Raw genomic sequence first — 20,374 nt, 5'->3', positions numbered from 1 at the left:
TTTGTGCGCGTTTATGCCGAATTTGAATGAAATTGCAAAGTTTAGACAAGAACTCAAGAATATTGCTCACGAAGGTGAGATATTAGCTAGTTGGGGAGACCGGCTGTATGACGAACTCCCGCCTCCCGACCCTGCTGAAGTGCCGGACATTGATTTGGATGCATTATTGACTACGATTGGACCTGATACGCAGACCGATACCCCTACTGCATCCGGCAATTCCGACCATTTTGATACAGTGCCGGTAACGGATGCCTCCGCTTTACCGGCAGATACAGCCTTCCAAAACAATTTTGGCGATAATACTCCGCAAAATACTGCTGCAGCTCCGCAAAACGCCTCAGGCTCTTCGCGCGCAGATGATACCATCACGAAAGATTTGGGTTCTGCCTATCCTGTCGATGAAGAGGGAATGCCCGAATTGGATGATATGGGAACCTTTCTTTCCTCCTTTGACGATCTTCTCGGCGGAAACAAAGAAGATGAACCCGGTCTATCCGGCAGCGATGACTCCGATTCCTTTGGTATGGAAGCTCCTTCTCAAGATGCAGTACAGCAGGGCAACAAGGATGAAGCATCTCCAGCAGATACCTCCTTCATGCCTGATCTTGATGATTTGGATTTCGGAAACCTAGAAGATTTTAGCATGCCTGCCCCCGAAGACAGCGGTACGGAATCTACCGGATTTGATGATAGCAGTGCACCGCTTACCGGCGATAATGGGCTTTCTTCTTCGATGGATAATGATACACCTACTGCTCTTGACGATGAAGATTCAGGTTTTTCATTTGATGATGATCTTTTCGGCAGTACATTCCCTGCTGATACGGATGAGCCTCAAACAGCCGATCAGCAAGATTCAACACCTGCTTCCGAAGATCCGCTTAATTTTGACGATATGCTCTCCTCGCTCAACTTTGATGACACCCAAACTCAAGCGGCAGCAGCGGACGAAGACGGCGCTTTAGATGCCGGTACGGAAGCGGATTTTTCTATGGATGATTTGGCTATCCCCGATATTGATCCGGCAGCGCCTGACACCGCTTTCGACACAGAACCCGAAAGCCTCGATACCTTTGACTCTTTAGATTCTCCCGGCAATGCCGATCCCATAGAAGTACCGGACTTTAGCGATGAGCCTTTTGATGTGTCGTCACTGAGCTTCCCGGACAATCCGCAGCCGGATGGAGCAGACTCGTTTGAGGCATTAGAACCCGACGCTGATGTCTCCTCCTTTGAAATACCGGATATAACCGATGACGGCTTTTCGCCGGATATGCCGGAATTTACAGACGATTCGGAGTCGCAGCTTGATACGGCAGCGGACAGTTCAGAAGCCCATGCAAAGGACAGCTTCGGCGGATACGATGACTCAGACGGGCTTTTGCTCTATTCGGAAGAGCGGGATGAGCCTGGCAGCGCACCGGAAGAGCCGGCAGCTGCCGATACGGCTTATACGGATGATCCCCCTGCGGATGAACTCCCAGCAGATGATGCTTCAGCAGATCAGCAAGAGGTTGATCTTTCCTCATTCAATTTTACCCCGGAGACCGATCCTTTTGGCGGCAGCAGTTCCGCATCACCGGCTGATACAATACCGGACAGCGCTTCAAGCTCCGGCATACCTGATGTCGGATTTGAAGGAATAGACTTTTTAGCGCAGCAGCCGGGAGCCGATACCGGCGATCAGACAGGTTTTTCTCTTGAAGAGAACCCCCTCGACACCGATATAACCGAAGTTTCCGATGATCAGTTTAATCTCCCTGATAACTTTAAAGAATTTACTGCAGATGCTCAAAGTAAGATGTTTGATTCCGTGATTGCAAAAAGCACGGGAACTACTGAGGAAGGTGATCCTCTTTCAATTTCCGACGATGATTATTTCAAATTCCTCAATAAATTGGAAGATTTCCCCTTTAATGTGCAGTTAGCCATTCAAAATTACATTGCCAATCATGAATCCCGTCCTGAAGACAAAATGAATTTTATCCGTTATGTGCTATCAGGCGCTTCTCTCAGAAAAATTGTCAGAAAACTCGAAGGGATCACCAACACCTCTATTCCGATACCGCGCGGATTCCACCGCAAGAGCGTTGAAGAATATGAACGGGAAAAGAAAACATTCAAATACTGGTTTGTTCATCGTTTCCTGCCGGTTGCGGTTATGTCCGGCATTGCCCTCATTTTAATATTCTGTATTTCGGTACTGTCATGGCAGTTTATCTATAAACCGGTAACATCGGAATCCCTGTATAAATCGGGTTATGCCTATTTACAAAACGAACATTACGAAACGGCTATAGAAAAATTTAACAAAGCGGGAGAATATAAGCGTAAAAAACGATGGTATTTCGCTTATGCGCGCGCATTCCGGGCAAAAAAACAGTTCACATCAGCAGAGAAAATGTATACGCGCCTTATCTACGACTTTAACTATGATAAGCAAGCAGGACTTGAATATGCCGATATGCTGAGCACGGATCTGCGTAACTACGAAAAGGCGGAAACCATCCTACGCCGCCGTCTGCTGGATCAGCATGTTAACGATAAAGACGGCTTACTAGCCCTCGGCGATATCTATCTAAACTGGGGAGACGAAGACCCTGAAAAATATGATGATGCCGTTAAAATTTACAGCAGGCTTATTGAACTCTATGGAGAAAATAACACATATCTTCTGCGGATGATGCGGTATTTTATCCGTACCGACAATTTGGCAGAAGTTCTCCGCTTAAAAGAGCTTTTTGCACCCCGGTTCTCAAAGGTAGGGGCATCGGATTTAACCGAATTGAGCGGGTACCTGCTGGAAAAACGGTATAACCCAAAACCGCTTGATTCCGAAACGCTCCGTACGCAGATTGATGATGTCCGTAAGCTGCTGGAAAAAGCGGTACAGGCAGATAAGACAATGCCCGAAGCCTATTACAACCTCGGCAGGTTCTTTATCTATAACAACCGTCAAGACGGCGCTATTGAAAACCTCACCGAAGCAATTAAGCACTTTAAAACAGCTGCTCCAATGACAAGCCGCCGAACCATGCAATATGTAGATTCAATGCGGCTTTTAGGCGAGCAGTTCGTCATGCAGAAAAAATACTTGGATGCGCAGACCCTCTATGCAGATGCATTAACGGTCTACCGCAATTATACCGCCTTTAAGCCCTTACCGGCGAATCAGAATATTGGAAAACTCTATGCGGATTACGGCGATATAGACTATTTTATTTCGTATAATTTTGACTCAGCCCTTGATAACTATCAGCATGCCGTAAAAGAACTGTATGATACCCCCTCTATCCAATACCGGATCGGATATATTCAGTATCAGCAGGAAAACTATGAACAAGCGATTGATGCAATCAGCCGTGCTTATGCAGAAAAACCGCGAGATGCACATTTGCTCTATGGATTTGGTAACACCTTCTTTAAACGAGGCGATTATTTTGCAGCCCTCTCTGTCTATGAACAGCTTTTCAGCCTGCTCACTGCACAGCGTGCACGTAAAGATTACATCCTATCAAGTGTAAACCCTGACGATGCAGCATTCATCGAACAGTATATGCAAACAGCAAACAACCTTGGAGCAACATTGAACCGCTTAGCGGAACGCACCGGCGATTCTCAGAAAAACGGGCGCTCGCTTGCGCTCTTTGCAGAAGCAACCCGTGCATGGGATGCACTTACCCGCAATCCGCAAACTATGATCCGCGCAAAGTCGGTTGGTTTAGCTTATTTGAATATTCAGAATATGCTGAACTCAAAGAGTCCTTATGACTCTGAAATTTACACCGATATACCCATGATTTTGGAAAATGAAACAGCATTGGAGCAAAACGAAACAAAGTAAACCTGTTCGGAAACGTACCTTTCTGAACAAGTTATCTTGAAATGCGATATTTTTGATAAGTCATAACCATGTCAAGACTTATCAAAAATACTCGTTATCGGCTTTGCTGATGCGGCATCTTCTAAAAACTATACCGGACTTTTTAGAAGATGCCTATTGTACTATTTGATTAAAAAGTTTGACGGATAAGCTTTTTTTATGTATCTTATAATAAATTTCGGAATCATTCTGAATTTAAGGAGGATACCTATGACTATTACTGTTGATGAAAAAGCTCGAGCCTATCTTGCAAAGCATAACGAAAACACAGTTTATGCATTCTTAGGCGGCTGCCGCACGTGAGGCGGGGTTATTCCCCAACCGACCGTGTATGTCGGCTCGCCTGATTCACCGGAACAATACGATATGTTTCCAGTAGATGGAATTACCGTGTATGTACGAAAAGGAACCAAAACCGAAAATGAGAGCTTAACCATTACAACAGCTAAAATGCTGTGGATGGAATCGCTTACCGTAGAAGGAATGGCATACTAGGTAAAAAACAGCGGGGTTCTGTGGTAAACTTAAAAACCTTTACTATGGAACTCCGATGCTGCCGGAATACATCCTCAGTACCCTTTTGTGGTTAAAAGATAAAAATCACCTAAATTAACTTTTACATTTAACGGCATTAATGTCTAAAGTCTACATGATTACTGGCTTTAATACCCTTATGTTATGTTCAAAAAGAGCCGAAAGTATTTACCTCTCCAGTTGAATAAGAGCGCACTCTACGAATCATATACACAGAATATTAAACCTGTTCGGAAACTTCCGTTTCTGAACAGGTTACCTTGAAATGCGATGTTCTAAATCGTGCTATTTGTGCGATTTAGAACTCGTCGACCTATTCGAAAACGCAGTTATCGAATAGGTCTATTGTCAGCTTCTATCATTTTATAGGACATACTGTCATATTATGACAAACCGCTTCACTTCTTACATCACTCCATCAGTTTTGCACTTATAGCAGAATAATATTTTTTTATGGTGTTTATCATATAAGTCATTGTTATACAAATACTTACAAAAGAAAAATTATTAATTGTAAAAAAATACGTTTTTAAAGAGCCTTAAGCAAAAATTGGCACGCATATTGCTTATAGAAAGGTGTAGCAAAAACACTTTTTAAGGAGAATCGTATGCAGCAAGAAATCATACAAGGCATCCTCAGTGATTTTTCACAACAAGATACGCAGAAAAAAGCCGTTGATACGCTCTTTCAGTATCTTTATTTCCACCTGCGTGATTTTGGGCTTTACCACATAACTGAGGATACTCGGAGCGATTTTTTAGTATGGCTCTATCCTCGGCTGAACAATATCATTGCAGGGTATAAGCCGAATCTTTCTCTCTTTTCAACTTATTTAAGAATGTCTGTTACCTATCATTGGAAAATTTTTGGGCGTAAGAATCGCGAGCAGGCAATTTATAGTGCGCTTGTCCAAGCCGATCAACAGCAAAAGGTTCAAGACAATTATATAGAGCAGCATAACCTCCATACATACGAAACCTATGCTGCAAGCGAAGTTCCCGCATATACCGTTTCTACTGAAAAAGAACAAGCCATCCAAGAAAAAATCAAGTGGAAATTAAAAAGAAAACAAATATACTCGCGGTATATCTTGGAACTTGTCTGTAAATCTTGCTTCTGTATTGATGAAGCATTGCTGAATACTGTCGCCGGGCATTTGAGTGTACCGGTATGGGAAGTTGAAAGGCTGATTGATAATCTCAAAGAGCAAACATATACGAAAGATACTCAATATCGGGAGTTGGCGGAGAAACGGGACTTCTATTATGTCCGCTATAAAAGCGCTGCCATTCAGCTCCGCAGTATTGATACTACGCATACATCAGTTGTAGAAAAGCTGAAAATACAGCAAAATTACAACTATAATCTATGGCAGCGCTATCTTAAACGGATGCAAGTATATAGCCGCAGTCCAAGTAACCGCACTCTGGCAAAGCAATTAGGTTTTTCACGCGGCACTATTGATAATGATCTTGCGGATCTTAAAAAAGCATGGTATGGTACATCCCATGCATATTTACCTAGCCAGCGGTAACCGCCATAAACAAGAAGAATTTGCCGCTATTTTAAAAGATCACCAGGTCAGTCTGCCCGCAGATGCAGGTATTGAGTTTAACCCCGACGAAACCGGGAAAACCTTTTTAGAAAATGCCTTGTTAAAGGCGCAAGCCCTCTATGAAAGTGTAAAATGTCCTGTTATCGCCGACGATTCCGGACTCTGCATTGATGCGCTCGGTGGTAAACCGGGAATTTACTCTGCCCGTTACGGTATGGAAAACGGCATACAACTTGAAGCTGCTGAACGGAATCAGCTTGTTTTACAGCAAATGAAAGGGATCACAAACCGCAGCTGCCGATTTGTCTGCTGCATTGTTATTATGCTTGATGCAAATAGATTTTTTACCGTGCAGGAAACCTGCGAAGGAGTCATTGCGGAAGAACCGCATGGCGAGCATGGCTTCGGGTATGATCCGATTGTATATCTGCCCGAACTCGGCAAAACGGTTGCCGAATTAACTGCGGAAGAAAAAAACCGGCTCTCCCACCGCGGAAAGGCAGGACGGCTTGCAGTACACTGTTTATCGGAAATCTCAAAAACCGAAAGTACTTTTTAGCGGTGTCTATTAGGAAGGCAGCTTTAAAAAATATCACAGGGTTGTTGGAGCGCTCAGCTGTTGCAAATGTTACAGAACAGAGCTGCACTATCTGCTATACTCATGGCATTATGAACCTTATTATTGTGTCAGGTCCGCCCTCTTCGGGCAAGACCAGTGTTATACTCAAAACCATTGATGCCTTAAAGCGGAAGGGGCTGCGTACCGGTGTTGTCAAATTCGACTGTCTCTATACCGACGATGATCTCTTGTATGAAAAAGCAGGCATTCCGGTACAAAAAGGTATTTCTGGTTCGCTCTGTCCCGATCACTTCTTTGTGTCTAACATCGAAGAGGTTGTGCAATGGGGGATAAAAGAAAACCTCGATTTGCTTATAACAGAGTCTGCCGGTCTTTGTAACCGCTGCTCACCGTACATCAAAAATATCCTTGGTATCTGTGTCATCGATAATCTCTCTGGAATCAATACACCGAAAAAAATCGGACCGCTTCTCAAAGCTGCGGACATCGTTGTTATTACCAAAGGCGATATTGTTTCTCAAGCCGAGCGCGAAGTTTTTTGTGCACGGGTCAACACTGTCAATCCCCGTGCCGTCATTATGCAGGTAAACGGATTGACCGGGCAGGGGGCTTTTGAGCTAAGTACCCTCCTTTTCAGCCGTGAAAAAGATATTGATTCTGTACAAGGGATGGAGTTGCGCTTCCCAATGCCTGCTGCCCTGTGTTCATACTGCTTAGGGGAAACCCGGATCGGTGAAAACTTTCAGATGGGCAATATCAGGAAGATGAAAATTGCAGAATCTCAAAAATCTTCGGCAGCGGAGGAACAGTCATGATAACACAGCAACACAACAGCGCTGAAAAACTTGGTAAAAACCTGCATCTTGCACACAAAAGCATTGCAGTCTTGCTGCAGGAATATCCGTTTATCGAGGATTTTTTTACGGAAAACCGATTGACGGAACTGCATATTCTGGATCAAAAACAGCTCACCTTTGAAGCCTTCCTCCGGAATATTCCCCAAGACCAATGCGAAGAATATGCTATTGATCCGGAAGCGCTCAGCAATTCGTTTTTCGAATATATTCTGCAAATGGAGCAGTTCCTTAATTACGATGATACACAGACCGTCAAAAGTCTTACCATTCTGCCCGGCACTAATAAATCGGGAGAGGCAGAGTCTTTCCACGACCTCGTACTCTATACTTCGCAGATCATCTCCATTGTCGGACCTACCGGTTCCGGGAAGTCCCGGCTGCTTGCTGACATAGAATGGACAGCACAGCGGGATACTCCTACGAACCGGACAATTTTAATCAACGGAGAGGTGCCTGATAAAGCAATCCGTTTTTCGATCAACAATAAACTTGTTGCACAGCTTTCTCAAAATATGAATTTTGTTATGGATCTTTCCGTACGTGAATTTATAGAACTCCATGCAGAAAGCCGCTTGATTGAAGAGAAAGAAGCAGCCGTGCAGCGGATAATTGAAGCAGCAAATAAATTGGCAGGAGAGCAATTCAGGCTGGATACACCGATTACCGCTTTAAGCGGCGGGCAGTCCCGTGCGCTGATGATCTCCGATACTGCTATTTTAAGTTCGTCCCCCATTGTACTCATCGACGAAATTGAAAACGCCGGTATTGACCGGAAAAAGGCATTACAGCTGCTCGTTTCAAATGAAAAAATCGTTTTGATGGCAACCCATGACCCAGCCCTTGCCCTCTATGCCGATAAGCGGATTGTCATTAAAAACGGCGGTATTGCAGCAGTTATCGAAACTTCCGAGCACGAAAAAGCATTGCTTGCCGAACTTGAAGCAATGGATGAAAAAATTCAGACCATGCGCGCACGGCTGCGTGCAGGAGAGCGGCTGTAGCCTAGGTACCGAATACCTTGAGCACACGCAAACATATCAGCGTTCCCCCCTTCCCCCCGCGTAGAATTAAAAATGTGTAAGAGAGGATATCCTATATCTCAATCAACAACCCCGGTATCCTTTCCCGGGATTGTTGATTCGAACGTTTATGGAGCGTTTACGCCTTAAATGTCAAGCCGCTCTTTCCGGCATCTACCGTAATGTCAGTTTTACCGACGAAGGCACCTGAAAGCAGCTCTTTTGCCAGCTTGTTTTCAAGTTCGGTTTGGATAGCCCGCTTTAAGGGGCGCGCACCGTACAATGGATCATAGCCGATATCGGCGAGGAAGTCTTTTGCTGCATCCGTTACAGTCAAATGCAGGCGGCGCGCTTCAAGCCGTGCCGAAACAGCCTGCAGCTGAATATCGACAATCTTGCGGATATGCTCTTTGCCGAGCCGTCCGAAGGTTAAAAGCTCATCTATGCGGTTCAAAAACTCAGGGCGGAAATGCTGTTTGAGCAGGTCTTTAATCTGCGCAGTCATTGCTTCTGGGGTGTCCGCCGATAGAAGCAGCTCCGAGCCGAGGTTGCTCGTCATGATGATAATCGTGTTGCGGAAGTCGATTACCCTGCCTTGTCCGTCCGTCAGCCGCCCGTCATCCAGTATCTGCAAGAAAACATTGAACACATCGGGATGCGCTTTTTCAATTTCGTCAAAGAGCACCACGCTGTACGGGCGGCGGCGCACTGCTTCGGTCAGCTGTCCGCCTTCGTCATAGCCCACGTAGCCGGGCGGCGCTCCGATTAAGCGGCTCACCGAATGCTTTTCCATGTATTCGCTCATGTCGATACGGGTAAGCGCCCTGTCATCGTTAAAGAGGAAGTCTGCAAGGGTACGCGCCAGTTCGGTTTTACCCACACCGGTAGGTCCGATACAGAGGAAGCTGCCGAGCGGGCGGTTGGGGTCGGAAAGTCCTGCCCGGTTTCGTCTGATGGCATCGGCAACCGCCTGCACCGCCTGATCTTGTCCGACAACCCGCTTCTGCAATACTGCTTCAAGGTCGAGGTACTTCTGCTGTTCACTTGCCAGCATCTTTGCAACAGGAATCCCCGTCCACATCGAAACGATTTTGGCGATATCCTCTTCGGACACCTCTTCGCGGAGAAGCTGTCCGCTGCTGCCCGCTTTTTTTGCCAGCTCTGCGGAAACCGCGGCGATCTTTTTTTCCAGCTCCGGTATGCGTCCGTATTTCAGCTCGGCAGCCTTATTCAAATTGCCATCGCGCGTAAACTGCGTTTCTTCGCGGCGCAGCTGCTCAAGCTCTTCTTTATATTTCCGCGACTCGTTGATGCGGGTCTTTTCGTTTTGCCACTGCGCCTGCATCACATTCCGTTTTTCGGTTAAGTTGGATAGTTCTTGTTCCAGCTTTTCCAACCGCTCTTTTGAAGCCGCATCCGTTTCTTTGGAAAGTGAAACCTTTTCAATATTCATCTGGAGAATTTTGCGCTCCACCTGATCAAGCTCAACCGGTTGGCTTTCAATTTCCATTTTAAGCCTACTGGCTGCCTCATCCACGAGGTCGATTGCCTTATCAGGCAAAAAGCGGTTGGTGATATAGCGGTTGGAAAGTACCGCCGCTGCGATGAGCGCCTCGTCCTTAATGCGCACACCGTGGTGTACCTCGTATTTTTCCTGCAAGCCGCGCAGAATGGCAATCGTGTCCTCTACATTCGGTTCGGGGCAGTACACCTGCTGGAAGCGGCGCTCCAGGGCGCTGTCCTTTTCAATATACTTGCGGTACTCATCCAAGGTGGTAGCGCCGATCGCCCGCAGCTCACCGCGCGCCAAGGCAGGCTTTAACAAGTTGGAAGCATCCATCGCCCCTTCGCTCGCACCGGCGCCGACAAGGGTATGCAGCTCATCAATAAAGAGGATGATACTGCCCTCGGCTTTTTGAACCTCGGAGATAACCGCTTTGAGGCGCTCCTCAAATTCGCCGCGGAACTTAGCGCCGGCAACTAAGGCGCCGAGGTCAAGCGACAAGAGCTTTTTCCCACGCAGGCTATCCGGCACGTCTCCGGACACAATCCGGCGGGCAAGCCCTTCGACAATAGCGGTTTTACCGACACCCGGCTCACCGATCAATACGGGGTTGTTTTTGGTGCGGCGCGACAGTACCTGCATCACCCGCCGGATTTCTTCATCGCGTCCGATAACGGGATCGATTTTTTCTTCCCGGGCAAGTTCGGTTAAATCGCGGCAGTATTTTTCGAGGCTATTGAACGTCGCTTCGGGATCTTCGCTCGTAACCCGCTGATTTCCCCGCACATCCTTTAAGGCTCTCAGCGCCGCATCATAGGTAATGCCATGCGAGCGGAGCAGTTCGCCAACCTCATCATCGCTTTTAGTAAGCGCAAGAAGAATATGCTCCGTGGAAACATACTCATCCTTGAGCGAAGAGGCGAGCTTTTCCGCCTGAGCGCAGAGCTTTGTTAAAACCGGCGACATATATACCTGTGCAGAGTCCCCGGTTACCCGCGGTTTTTTATCCAAAATAGTATCGAGTGTATCAAGAATCTGATCTGTTGATGCACCGATCTTCTCAATGAGCGGCGGCACAATCCCCTCTTCTTGATCTAAGAGTTTATACAAGAGATGAACCGGCTCAATCTGACTGTGATTGTCTTGTTCGGCAAGCGAGGCTGCTTCTTGCAATGCCTCGCGTGCTTTCACTGTGTATTTGTCTATGTTCATACAATGAATCTACGCACAAAATGGAAAAACGGCAATAAATAAAAGAAAAAAAGGCATCTGCTCAAAGACTCCACTTTTTTAACAGATAGGTATCTCTAAAAACTCAGGTATAGAGTTTTAGAGATACCCGATAATATGTAAACTCTCCTATACCTATTCACTATGGGAGCTTTATTCGTACAGAGATGTTACTCCCCGAATATTCTTGCCGTATGTTAATTTATAGTTGTATTTATCGTTTTGCTGGGCTATAATATTATAAAGATACAAGGGAGACAATATTTTGCTTTCTCATAGACATATACACCGGCGGAAATATTCACTTCAACTAAGGCTCACCTTCATCATATCGTGTATTTTTACGATTTTCATAGCAGCTATCGGGATATTTATCTCAATTTCAATTAAAAGTTTATGGTACCGGCAGACTATCCGCTATGCAGAGCAATTGACGCTGCATTATGCAAAATGTGTATGATACTAATCGTACGATTGCACAAAATTTTGAAGTATGTGAACAGATGCCTCCTGAATTTCGCCGTGAATACTGCAATGTATTACAAAAAAATATCCTGCAGGCAAATCCCGGTTTTATTGATATTTGGACCATCATGGAACCGAACGCCCTTGATAACCGTGATGAACAATATAAAAATACTGACTTTCATGATAAAACCGGCCGCTATATTCCATATTTTACCCAAATTGATTCGGTGATTTCCCTTTCTCCGCTTACCGATTATGAAAATAGCTTTTGGTACAATGAGCCGCTGCAATCACAATCCGGCGTATTAATTGAACCGAATGAATATGAATTGCAAGGGAAACGCATGACAGTTGCCGGTACCGCCCATCCGATTTTCAATTCCGATAAGAAAGCGATCGGTGTGGTTGGTATTGACTTCAGCCTTGATTCTATGCAGCGGATGTTGTCAAGTATCAAGCTCTATGAAACAGTTTTTTTTATGCTGATTTCTGAAAAAATACGGTCGTCAGCCATGCGGATGAGTCTTTGATTTCAAAAAGCTATCCGCTCTTTTCAGATGCTAAATTTCAAAAGAGTGTCGCTGATGCCCGAAAAAATTTACAGCCTATCACACATATCACTAGCGCAAACGGGCATAAGATTATAGAACTCTTTATTCCTTTCAAAGTTGGTAAGGCTGATAATGTATGGTTTGCCGGAACGCACATCCCCCTGCATGAAGCATTACGCGAAGGAAGGAAATTGGATATACGGATTATCATATTTCTTGTTTGTGTCGAAATACTCATTTTGATCATTTTGTATTTTGTCATTTACACTATAATGAAACGGATTTTACAAATGCTTCCTTTCTTACGTCATATATCTGAAGGGGATTTTACCGTACGCTTGCCTATTGCCGGTGATGACGAAATTACCGGTTTATCCGAATATTTTAATCATACTATAATGACCATCGGTACATCGATTCAAACAATTAATACGAATACCGTTGTGATGAATACAATAGGATCGAAACTTGCTGATAATATGACGGAAACAGCTTATGCCGTTAATCAAATCAGCGTAAATATCGACGAAGTTAAGCGTCAGTCTCTCACGCAAGCAGCAGGCGTTACCGAAACGGCTGCAACCGTTGAAGAAATTGTCCGCACCATTAAGCAGCTGAATACCAGTATCGAAGCACAGGCTGCAAGTGTTGCGCAGTCTTCATCTTCTGTAGAAGAAATGGTGGCAAATATTGCGTCCATCGGACAAACTCTCGGCAAAACCGATGAGGTAATAAGAAGTCTTACAACCGCGACCGGGGATGGAAAAACCACACTTGTAAGCTCCAATACTGTAACACGGAAAATTGTCGAAGAATCCAGCTCGTTGATAGAAGCATCAACTGTTATTCAGCATATTGCAAGCCAGACAAACCTATTAGCTATGAACGCAGCCATAGAGGCAGCTCATGCCGGAGACGCTGGTAGAGGCTTTGCCGTTGTTGCAGACGAAATCCGTAAGCTCGCAGAGGATTCTGCAACGCAGGGTAAGGCAATTACCGCAACACTGAAAATGTTAAGCGGAGAAATTGAAATGCTTTCCGCTTCCTCTAAAACAGTAGAAGCAAAATTTAATACGATATTCACTCTTGTTACGCAGGTCAAGGAAATGAGTGACCGACTGACCGAAGCAATGATGGAACAGGAAAAGGGCAGTAGAGAAGTGCTTACTGCCATTAAAAACATCAATGCGGTAACAATAGAAGTACAAGCAGGTTCCGAGGAAATGTTGAAAGGCGGAGAAGGCGTTGCAGAAGAGATGCAAAAGCTCAATAGTCTCACCTATGCTATCACGGAGAGTATGAACAAGATGGCCTCTGGCGCCATGCAGATCAACAACGCTGTGCAGGAAGTCAATGAGATTACACAGAAAAATAAACAGAGCATTGCCGCTCTTTCTCTTGAGGTGAGTAAGTTTAAAGTAAATTAGGAGATGTTTTTCTCCTGTACTCCACACATTGCATTTTATATTCGGATACCTATACTTTCTACAAGTATGGAAGACGAATTACAGATAACCCTCACCAACGATTATGCGTTTCTTTCCATCGTACATCCGTGTACGATGGAAAGAGCGAGTTTCAGCACAGCTGAAACATCGTTTCTGCTGTAACCAGCGGCATCCGTGCCGCTACTGAAACTCAGTTGCGCAAAAAAGCTTAATTGCTCAGCTTTTTTAGAACCACACTTGGGAACCAAGGCGGGTTCTTAGGGTGGAACCCTAAGTCGCCGTTTTTCTTTTGGGGGTTATAGGGGGACTTTTCTTTTTATCGAAAAAAAAGAAAAGCCTCCCTAATATGTTCTACTGGGCAAAGATGTACACAGCGGATTTTAAAGCCGGAGAATCGTATGATAAACTGCATAGATGTATCGCCATCAATATTATTGCAGACGGTTTTAGGCTCAATGACGCTATTCATTCAGAGTACCTGCTACAAGAAAAGACAGCGCATACCGTACTGACGGATGTGCTTGAGGTACATTTCTTGGACTTGCAAGCAGCAAAAAAGGCGAAAGAAGAAGGGAAAGCAGCTGGTAAACAAGGTCAGCTTATTAACTGGTTGCGATTTATAGGAGCAGCTAACAAAGAGGAGCGTAGAATGATAGCAACGAAGTCACCGGTATTACAAATGCTGAATGAAAAAATAGATGTATTAACTTTATCGCCGACAGAACGGAAACTGTATGAGTCAAGAATGAAGCTGAAAAGCGATATAACAACCATCTCAGAGACGCAATTCAGTGCGGGGGTTGAGCGAGGTCTTGCTGAAGGTAAATCGCTCGGTCTTGCTGAAGGTAAATCGCTCGGTCTTGCTGAAGGCAAATCGCTCGGTCTTGCTGAAGGCAAATCGCTCGGTCTTGCTGAGGGCAAATCGCTCGGTCTTGCTGAAGGCGAAGTAAGAGGTTCTCGGCAAAAAGCACTCGAAACAGCACGGAACTTACTTGTGATAGGTTTATCTATTGACAATATCGCAAAAGCAACCGGCTTGACTGTACAGGAAGTAGAAACACTTCATTAATACTGATAAAAATACTGATAAAAAGTTTCTAGCTTCTTATAATGAGGAATCCCTGTTAAGACTTATTCTTGATATTATCATCATACTCGTATATACTTATACTTGTCCGGTTGTTCGGAATATCAAATAATAAAAGGAGTTTCCTATGAGCAAAACAGGAATTTTTTATGCAAGTAAAGGCGGTGTAACCGAAGGATTTGCAAAGCAAATTGCAGAAAAACTCGGTGCCGATCTGCACAATATGAAAGATGCAAAAGTTGAAGCAATTGCAGGGTACGACAATGTTGTTCTGATGGCTTCCAGCTATTTCTTTGGTGCGTTAATGGAAGATTGGGGTAAAAACGTAAAACTGCTGCACACTGTTGATTTTAGCGGTAAGAACGTAGCAATCGTCGGTGTCGGAAGCCAAGAACGCCACCCCGACAGCTTCTGCTCCGGTGCTGCTGATTTCTATGATAAGCTCCGCTACAGCGGTGCGCGCTTTGTCGGCGATGTATGCCCCTGCGGTTATGAATTTTCATTCTCCCGCATGGAAAGAGGCGGAAGAATGCTCGGACTTTGCTTGGACAAGGGCGATGCAAAGGCTGCAGAAAAAATTGATGAGTGGGTAAAAGCCGTTCAGCCGGTATTTGCAAAATAATCAACCACTCCGGCGCGGTGTGTGAACATTAACCCACCGCACGCATAACCCTCCCAGCGTTCTGATAATAGAGCGCCTACAGAGAACAGGGCTGTTCGGTATGGTTTATCACATTATTAGACAGTCTGAACAGTTCTGTTTCTCAAGATGTAATAACAAAATGCACTCAATACCCCCTGTGCAGCATGTATGTATTAACCTTCCGCACGAATAATAACATAAAATATATATCTTTTAGTAGTATTCCAATGTAGTAACAATTCTGTATAAGGGGGGGAGGGGGGGGAGTCTCATCTCTAACCTCTTTTGCTATAAAATAACTATTTTTTTGTAATTTATCTAAGATATCTGCTTAAAAGCAATATTTTCGATAAATTCAATTGGATATCCAAAAAACTAATTAGGCTTTTAAAGATGAATAATTATACCATAGGAAAAACCTAGTTGCAAGAAAAATCTTTCCATTCTGTATACTTGCCAGAATATTCAAAGGGGGCGATTTTTCAAGCTCGTATCATGTATATCTTAAAAAAACACTGTATACACCATAGAAGGACACACACATCCATGATGTGCGTCACAGCTCATCAGAAACACTGATGGGGATTCTTAAACACAAAGAGAGCCTGTATGCTTAAAGAGCGAGTTTCAAATCTCCATCTTTAATCCAGCCTATTTTACGAAGCGGCACCGTAAAAAGGAAGGTAAGCACAGCCGGAGCAACAAAATGCAGCAGTAGAATGGAAAGATACACCGATGCGCTGCTGCGCCCAGCCTGATCCATCGCGGTTAATGCCCCAATCTGCCCTACAAAACCACAGGTTCCCATCCCGGAACCGATAGGCGTATTTTCTAGTTTTAAAAGCACCGTCGAAATAGGACCTAATACCGCAGCGGCAGCGGTCGGCGGGATCCATATGCGGGGATTCTTCATAATATTCGACATATGGAGCATACTGGTGCCGATACCAACGGCAACACAACCGCCGAATCCGTTATCCCGATAACTCATTACCGCAAAGCCTATCATCTGCGCACAGCAGCCTGCCGCCGCAGCCCCGCCTGCAAGCCCGGAAAGAGAGAGCATCATACACAGTGCAGCACTGCTGATCGGCAAGGTGAGGATAACACCCACCAACACCGCAAGACTCATACCCATCCAGAACGGACGCAGATTGGTTGCCGTCATAATAACCTGTCCAAGCCAGTTCATAAACGAGGACATATACGGTCCAAAGAACACAGCAACCAAGCTGCCTGAAAGGATGGTCACCATCGGAGTGACAATGAGGTCTATCTTTGTTTCCCGCGAAACCAATTTTCCAAGTTCGGTTCCGATAATGACGGATATAAATGCCCCGACAGCACCGCCGAATTTGTTGCCGGCATAACCCGCAATTGCCGCAGAGAAGAACACAAAGGTATGGGCTTTGAGGGAGTACGCAACCGCCACCCCGATGGCGGCACCTGTCATATCACGGCATATAGGCCATACGGTATCAGTTAGAAATGCAATATGGAGCTTTATACCAATGGTGTTGAGAATTGTCCCAACAAGCAGAGATGAAAAAAGCCCCATTGCCATTGCACTCATGGCATCAATAAAATACCGCTTAGCAGAAATTTCTACATCTTTCTTTTGAAAAAATTTTTGAATCCTATTCATAATACTCTCCCATAGATATGAGCCGTAGGTTAAAAGCATATACTACAGACAATTATATCTGCAATGCCGGCTCCTGCTTGGTAATACTGCGGATAGTGCTAAAGGCGGAAAGCGGACCAATGGCTGCAATAGCCGAAAAGGTTATGGCTCCGCACATAAGCGTCCACACTATCGGCGGATTGAGAAAAGGCATCTGGAGCCCAGCTATAATCGCTTGATTAAATAACAGAACAACTACGCATCCCATAATGGTACCGATACCGGCACCGGCTGAGCTGATCAATAGTGCCTCCGATAACCCTGAGCATACCAAACTCTTGCTTCCGTTCATGGAAGATTGACGAAAACGACACAGCCAGTACGATAAACGACAAGAGCCACAGAAGGGCAAGCAGCACATAAATATATACATTCAAGTTTGTAATGCTTGCTGAAATATTTGTCATCATCCGTTTTGAGATGAGCGGATAGATTTGTTCCCCCTCAAACGCTGCAAGAATACTCTTTGCAACCGTCCGCGCGTCGGCATTCGGCTTGATCCTCACCATAACACTGGAAATAAGGTCTTCATCCTGCGCAACCGGATGTTCCATAATCCGCTCATATTCTTTTTTTTGCAAGCCGCTTTGCGTTTTCGATGGTCATAAACACGGAATTATCAAACCCCATCCCGGTTTTTGACAATCTGCCTGCAATAGTAAAGGGCTGATTAAAAAATTTCACCTCAGAATGTGTGTTGCCGACAATATTGCTTCCGACTACAATCTGATTATTTGTAAGCGGCAGCTTTACCTGTTTTTGCAGCCACGGTTTAATGGTAAAGTCGCTATCAAAGTCAATACCGATTACTTGCAGCGGAAACGAACAGCAGCCGGCAGACAGGGTGGCAACAAACAGCTGCGGAGAAGCAAGCTCAACGCCTTCAATCTTTTTCAGCCTATCTACCACCTCCGGCTTAAAATAAAAGCTGTTCGGCTCTCCCCGCAGCAGGGCGCTTTCGATTTTTGAATCATAGCCTTGCGGCACCACAATGATGTCTGCGCCCAGCCGGTTTGCCAGCGACTGCATACCGCCGTTTAAGCTTTTAACTAAAAAACTCCCGCAAAAAAGACTGAATGCCAGTACGGAAGTCAGTGTGATCAAGCTTGCTGTTCTAAAGGGCTTGCGCTGAAGGTTCATTTTGGCAAGCTCGATAACCGTCAATTTTTGAATGGGTTGTACAGCAGACATTATCAGTTTGCCGCCTTTGCTTGTCTAAGTGCGATACCGGCTGCGTTTTGGAATAGCTCATGCGAAACGGTTGCTCCGGCAACAGCATCTACCATATCAGGCTGCTGTGTTTGTATCAATTTTTGACCGTACTGAGCAGCTCCTGCAAGCGCAGCTTGGGCAATTTTATATAAGCCGGCATTTTTAATCACCCCATCCGTTTTACCGTAATCTTCACCCTTGAGCTTACCGTCTTTGTCATAGGATAAAAATTCACAAGCAGTAATTTTACCGTCTGTAATGGTAATCGTTATCTCCGCATTTCCGCCCCAGTCATCTTTAATGTCGGTAAATGCATGGTATGTACCGTCTTTGTAGTGTACGGTCTGTACTGCCGGTTCAGTTTTTGCAGCCGGTTGCTCCTGTGGTTTTGCAATAGCTGTTTCTTTTTTGCTGCATCCTACAACACAAAAGGCTGCAAGAGCCAATACAGCCGTGAATATACGCACAGTTACTTTTTTCATTCTTTACTCCTATAAAAATTCACACGACGGGGAATCTTTCATCTGAATGTATGAGATACCGTAACTATAGCACGTTTGCCCGATAATTTCAACTTTCTGTAATAATACGGCAAAAATTCGCGTTCAAAAAAGGTATGCCTTCAGTTGACACAGTATTTGCATTCTCTTAGTATACCTGTATGAATATCCGGCAAACGGCAAAAGACATTGTAAATGGTAAACGGCTTTCAAAACACGATGAACTCAATTTTCTGATTACCTGTGATCTGCACGAACTATGCAGTGCAGCGGATTATATCCGGCAGGAATTATGCGGCGATTCCGTCAACTTATGCACAATTATCAACGGAAAAAGCGGGGCTTGCAGTGAAAATTGCCGATTTTGTACGCAAAGCGCATCCAGTCATTCCGGCTGTACCGTACACAATTTCCTTTCTACCAGCGAAATCTGTGCAGAGGCAGCTTTAAATGAACAAGAAGGAGCTCACCGCTTTTCGATTGTAACCTCAGGACGCGCATTAAGCGGCAAGGATTTTGAACAATCCTTGGAAGCCTATCGGCAAATCCGCCTGAACCATAACATCAACCTCTGTGCTTCGATGGGGCTTGTAACCTTCGAGCAGCTTGTAAAATTGCATGAAGCCGGTGTAACGACCTATCACTGTAATCTTGAAGCGTCTGAACGTTTCTTCCCGTCTATTTGTACAACACACACATTTGCTGACAAAATACGGACGATACAAGCTGCGCAGAAAGCAGGACTCGCGGTGTGCTCAGGCGGTATTATCGGCATGGGTGAAACATGGCAGGACAGAATAGACATGGCTTTGACACTCGCAAACTTGAATGTTGTTTCTATCCCTGTCAATATTTTGACTGCGATCAGCGGTACGCCGCTCCAAAACCGCCCACCGCTTCAGGAAGTTGAAATTCTCCGCACTGTTGCAATTTTCAGATTTATAAATCCGGCAAAAGATATTCGTCTTGCAGGAGGTCGCCGTCTCTTAAACAACAATGGGCGTGCAGCCTTTCTTAGCGGCGCAAACGCAGCCATAACAGGCAACTACCTCACCACTGCCGGCTACACCATTGCTCAAGACCGTGTCATGCTCTCCGCATTAGGCAGACGGATAGAGGAATACAAACCTGCACAATAAAAGTACGCTTTACCGCACAAAAAAACAGCAGCCTTACTCATGCGGAGAAGATAATACCACCGTATTCCCTCCTCTATTAAGTCTTCTATCTTTTAACCAGATCAGTTGCAAATACTTTTATCATAATGATTATAGAGAGCAGCACCACAACACCGTCAACAAGCGGCATTGCAAGCCATACCCCGCGCGCCCCAAAAAAGTGGGGCAGGAGGAGTACTGCCGGTACAAAGAGCAGCAGCTGACGGGAAATTGCCAAAAGACCGGCAGGTTTCGGTTTCCCGATCGCTTGGAACAAGGTCATATTCAGTATCATAATAGCGAGTGCAGGGAAAATCAGCATTGCAATCACCGCATTTGTTTTTCCGTTTGCTGCACCAGCGAAAGCACCTGCATAATCATACCCGACATACCGATTGCAACGGTCTCCCCGACAATCGATGTATCCAATTTAAAGGTTTTAAACCGGACATTTTTGC

The 20,374-nt window shown here is 45.1% G+C and carries 14 protein-coding genes and 2 pseudogenes; 11 read left to right on the top strand and 5 right to left on the bottom strand.

Annotated elements, in window-relative coordinates:
• The first annotated feature begins 13 nt into the window (after positions 1-13).
• From flcA to ACTTJ8_RS04515, 6 genes are all read left to right on the top strand, one after another.
• The gene (gene flcA / locus ACTTJ8_RS04540; RefSeq protein WP_442720445.1) at positions 14-3,847 is read left to right on the top strand and encodes a periplasmic flagellar collar protein FlcA; all 3,834 of its coding nucleotides are present in this window, start codon (positions 14-16) and stop codon (positions 3,845-3,847) included.
• Positions 3,848-4,096: 249 nt separating this feature from the next.
• Complete coding sequence (locus ACTTJ8_RS04535; protein ID WP_442720444.1) at positions 4,097-4,381, top strand: CC/Se motif family (seleno)protein; 285 nt, start codon at positions 4,097-4,099, stop codon at positions 4,379-4,381.
• Positions 4,382-5,028: 647 nt separating this feature from the next.
• Positions 5,029-5,955, top strand: a complete 927-nt coding sequence (locus tag ACTTJ8_RS04530; RefSeq protein ID WP_442718255.1) for a hypothetical protein — start codon at positions 5,029-5,031, stop codon at positions 5,953-5,955.
• Positions 5,930-6,535 (top strand): RdgB/HAM1 family non-canonical purine NTP pyrophosphatase, encoded by a 606-nt coding sequence (rdgB, locus tag ACTTJ8_RS04525; RefSeq protein WP_442715099.1) that lies wholly within the window; start codon positions 5,930-5,932, stop codon positions 6,533-6,535. The genes ACTTJ8_RS04530 and rdgB overlap by 26 nt, the downstream gene beginning before the upstream one ends.
• Before the next feature lie 110 nt (positions 6,536-6,645).
• On the top strand, positions 6,646-7,371 hold the full coding sequence (locus tag ACTTJ8_RS04520) for a GTP-binding protein (RefSeq protein ID WP_442718256.1): 726 nt from the start codon (positions 6,646-6,648) through the stop codon (positions 7,369-7,371).
• Positions 7,368-8,414: an ATP-binding cassette domain-containing protein gene (locus ACTTJ8_RS04515; RefSeq protein WP_442720443.1), complete on the top strand. Its 1,047-nt coding sequence runs from the start codon at positions 7,368-7,370 to the stop codon at positions 8,412-8,414. Before ACTTJ8_RS04520 ends, ACTTJ8_RS04515 begins: the two co-directional genes overlap by 4 nt.
• Before the next feature lie 157 nt (positions 8,415-8,571).
• On the opposite strand, the gene clpB is transcribed toward ACTTJ8_RS04515, so the two are convergent.
• Positions 8,572-11,148 (bottom strand): ATP-dependent chaperone ClpB, encoded by a 2,577-nt coding sequence (gene clpB, locus ACTTJ8_RS04510; protein ID WP_442720442.1) that lies wholly within the window; start codon positions 11,146-11,148, stop codon positions 8,572-8,574.
• A gap of 461 nt (positions 11,149-11,609) precedes the next feature.
• On the opposite strand from clpB, the gene ACTTJ8_RS04505 reads away from it, so the two are divergent.
• The 4 genes and pseudogenes from ACTTJ8_RS04505 (at position 11,610) to ACTTJ8_RS04490 (ending at position 15,342) form a co-directional block, all read left to right on the top strand.
• Positions 11,610-12,164: a cache domain-containing protein gene (locus tag ACTTJ8_RS04505; protein ID WP_442720441.1), complete on the top strand. Its 555-nt coding sequence runs from the start codon at positions 11,610-11,612 to the stop codon at positions 12,162-12,164.
• 338 nt (positions 12,165-12,502) lie between these two features.
• Positions 12,503-13,612: pseudogene (locus ACTTJ8_RS04500) on the top strand (methyl-accepting chemotaxis protein); the annotation flags it as partial.
• A 367-nt stretch (positions 13,613-13,979) separates the two neighbouring features.
• The gene (locus ACTTJ8_RS04495; RefSeq protein ID WP_442720440.1) at positions 13,980-14,702 is read left to right on the top strand and encodes an Rpn family recombination-promoting nuclease/putative transposase; all 723 of its coding nucleotides are present in this window, start codon (positions 13,980-13,982) and stop codon (positions 14,700-14,702) included.
• 145 nt (positions 14,703-14,847) lie between these two features.
• Complete coding sequence (locus tag ACTTJ8_RS04490; RefSeq protein ID WP_442719725.1) at positions 14,848-15,342, top strand: flavodoxin domain-containing protein; 495 nt, start codon at positions 14,848-14,850, stop codon at positions 15,340-15,342.
• A 634-nt stretch (positions 15,343-15,976) separates the two neighbouring features.
• Here the strand turns inward: ACTTJ8_RS04490 and ACTTJ8_RS04485 are convergent.
• From ACTTJ8_RS04485 to ACTTJ8_RS04475, 3 genes and pseudogenes are all read right to left on the bottom strand, one after another.
• Positions 15,977-17,008 (bottom strand): PTS sugar transporter subunit IIC, encoded by a 1,032-nt coding sequence (locus ACTTJ8_RS04485; RefSeq protein WP_442719724.1) that lies wholly within the window; start codon positions 17,006-17,008, stop codon positions 15,977-15,979.
• 52 nt (positions 17,009-17,060) lie between these two features.
• A pseudogene (locus ACTTJ8_RS04480) lies at positions 17,061-18,238 on the bottom strand (ABC transporter permease).
• Between the two features lie 2 nt (positions 18,239-18,240).
• Positions 18,241-18,741 (bottom strand): FMN-binding protein, encoded by a 501-nt coding sequence (locus tag ACTTJ8_RS04475; protein ID WP_442720439.1) that lies wholly within the window; start codon positions 18,739-18,741, stop codon positions 18,241-18,243.
• A 179-nt stretch (positions 18,742-18,920) separates the two neighbouring features.
• Here ACTTJ8_RS04475 and bioB point away from each other — a divergent pair, with 179 nt between their 5' ends.
• Positions 18,921-19,898: a biotin synthase BioB gene (gene bioB / locus ACTTJ8_RS04470; protein ID WP_442716882.1), complete on the top strand. Its 978-nt coding sequence runs from the start codon at positions 18,921-18,923 to the stop codon at positions 19,896-19,898.
• A gap of 85 nt (positions 19,899-19,983) precedes the next feature.
• Here bioB and ACTTJ8_RS04465 read toward each other — a convergent pair whose 3' ends face one another.
• Complete coding sequence (locus ACTTJ8_RS04465) at positions 19,984-20,211, bottom strand: hypothetical protein (protein ID WP_442720438.1); 228 nt, start codon at positions 20,209-20,211, stop codon at positions 19,984-19,986.
• Positions 20,212-20,374: the final 163 nt, after the last annotated feature.

Source organism: Treponema sp. (assembly GCF_052169735.1).
Taxonomy (GTDB): Bacteria; Spirochaetota; Spirochaetia; order Treponematales; family Treponemataceae; genus Treponema.
Note: the sequence above shows the minus strand (reverse complement) of the source record. Positions and strands in the feature narration are given on the sequence as shown.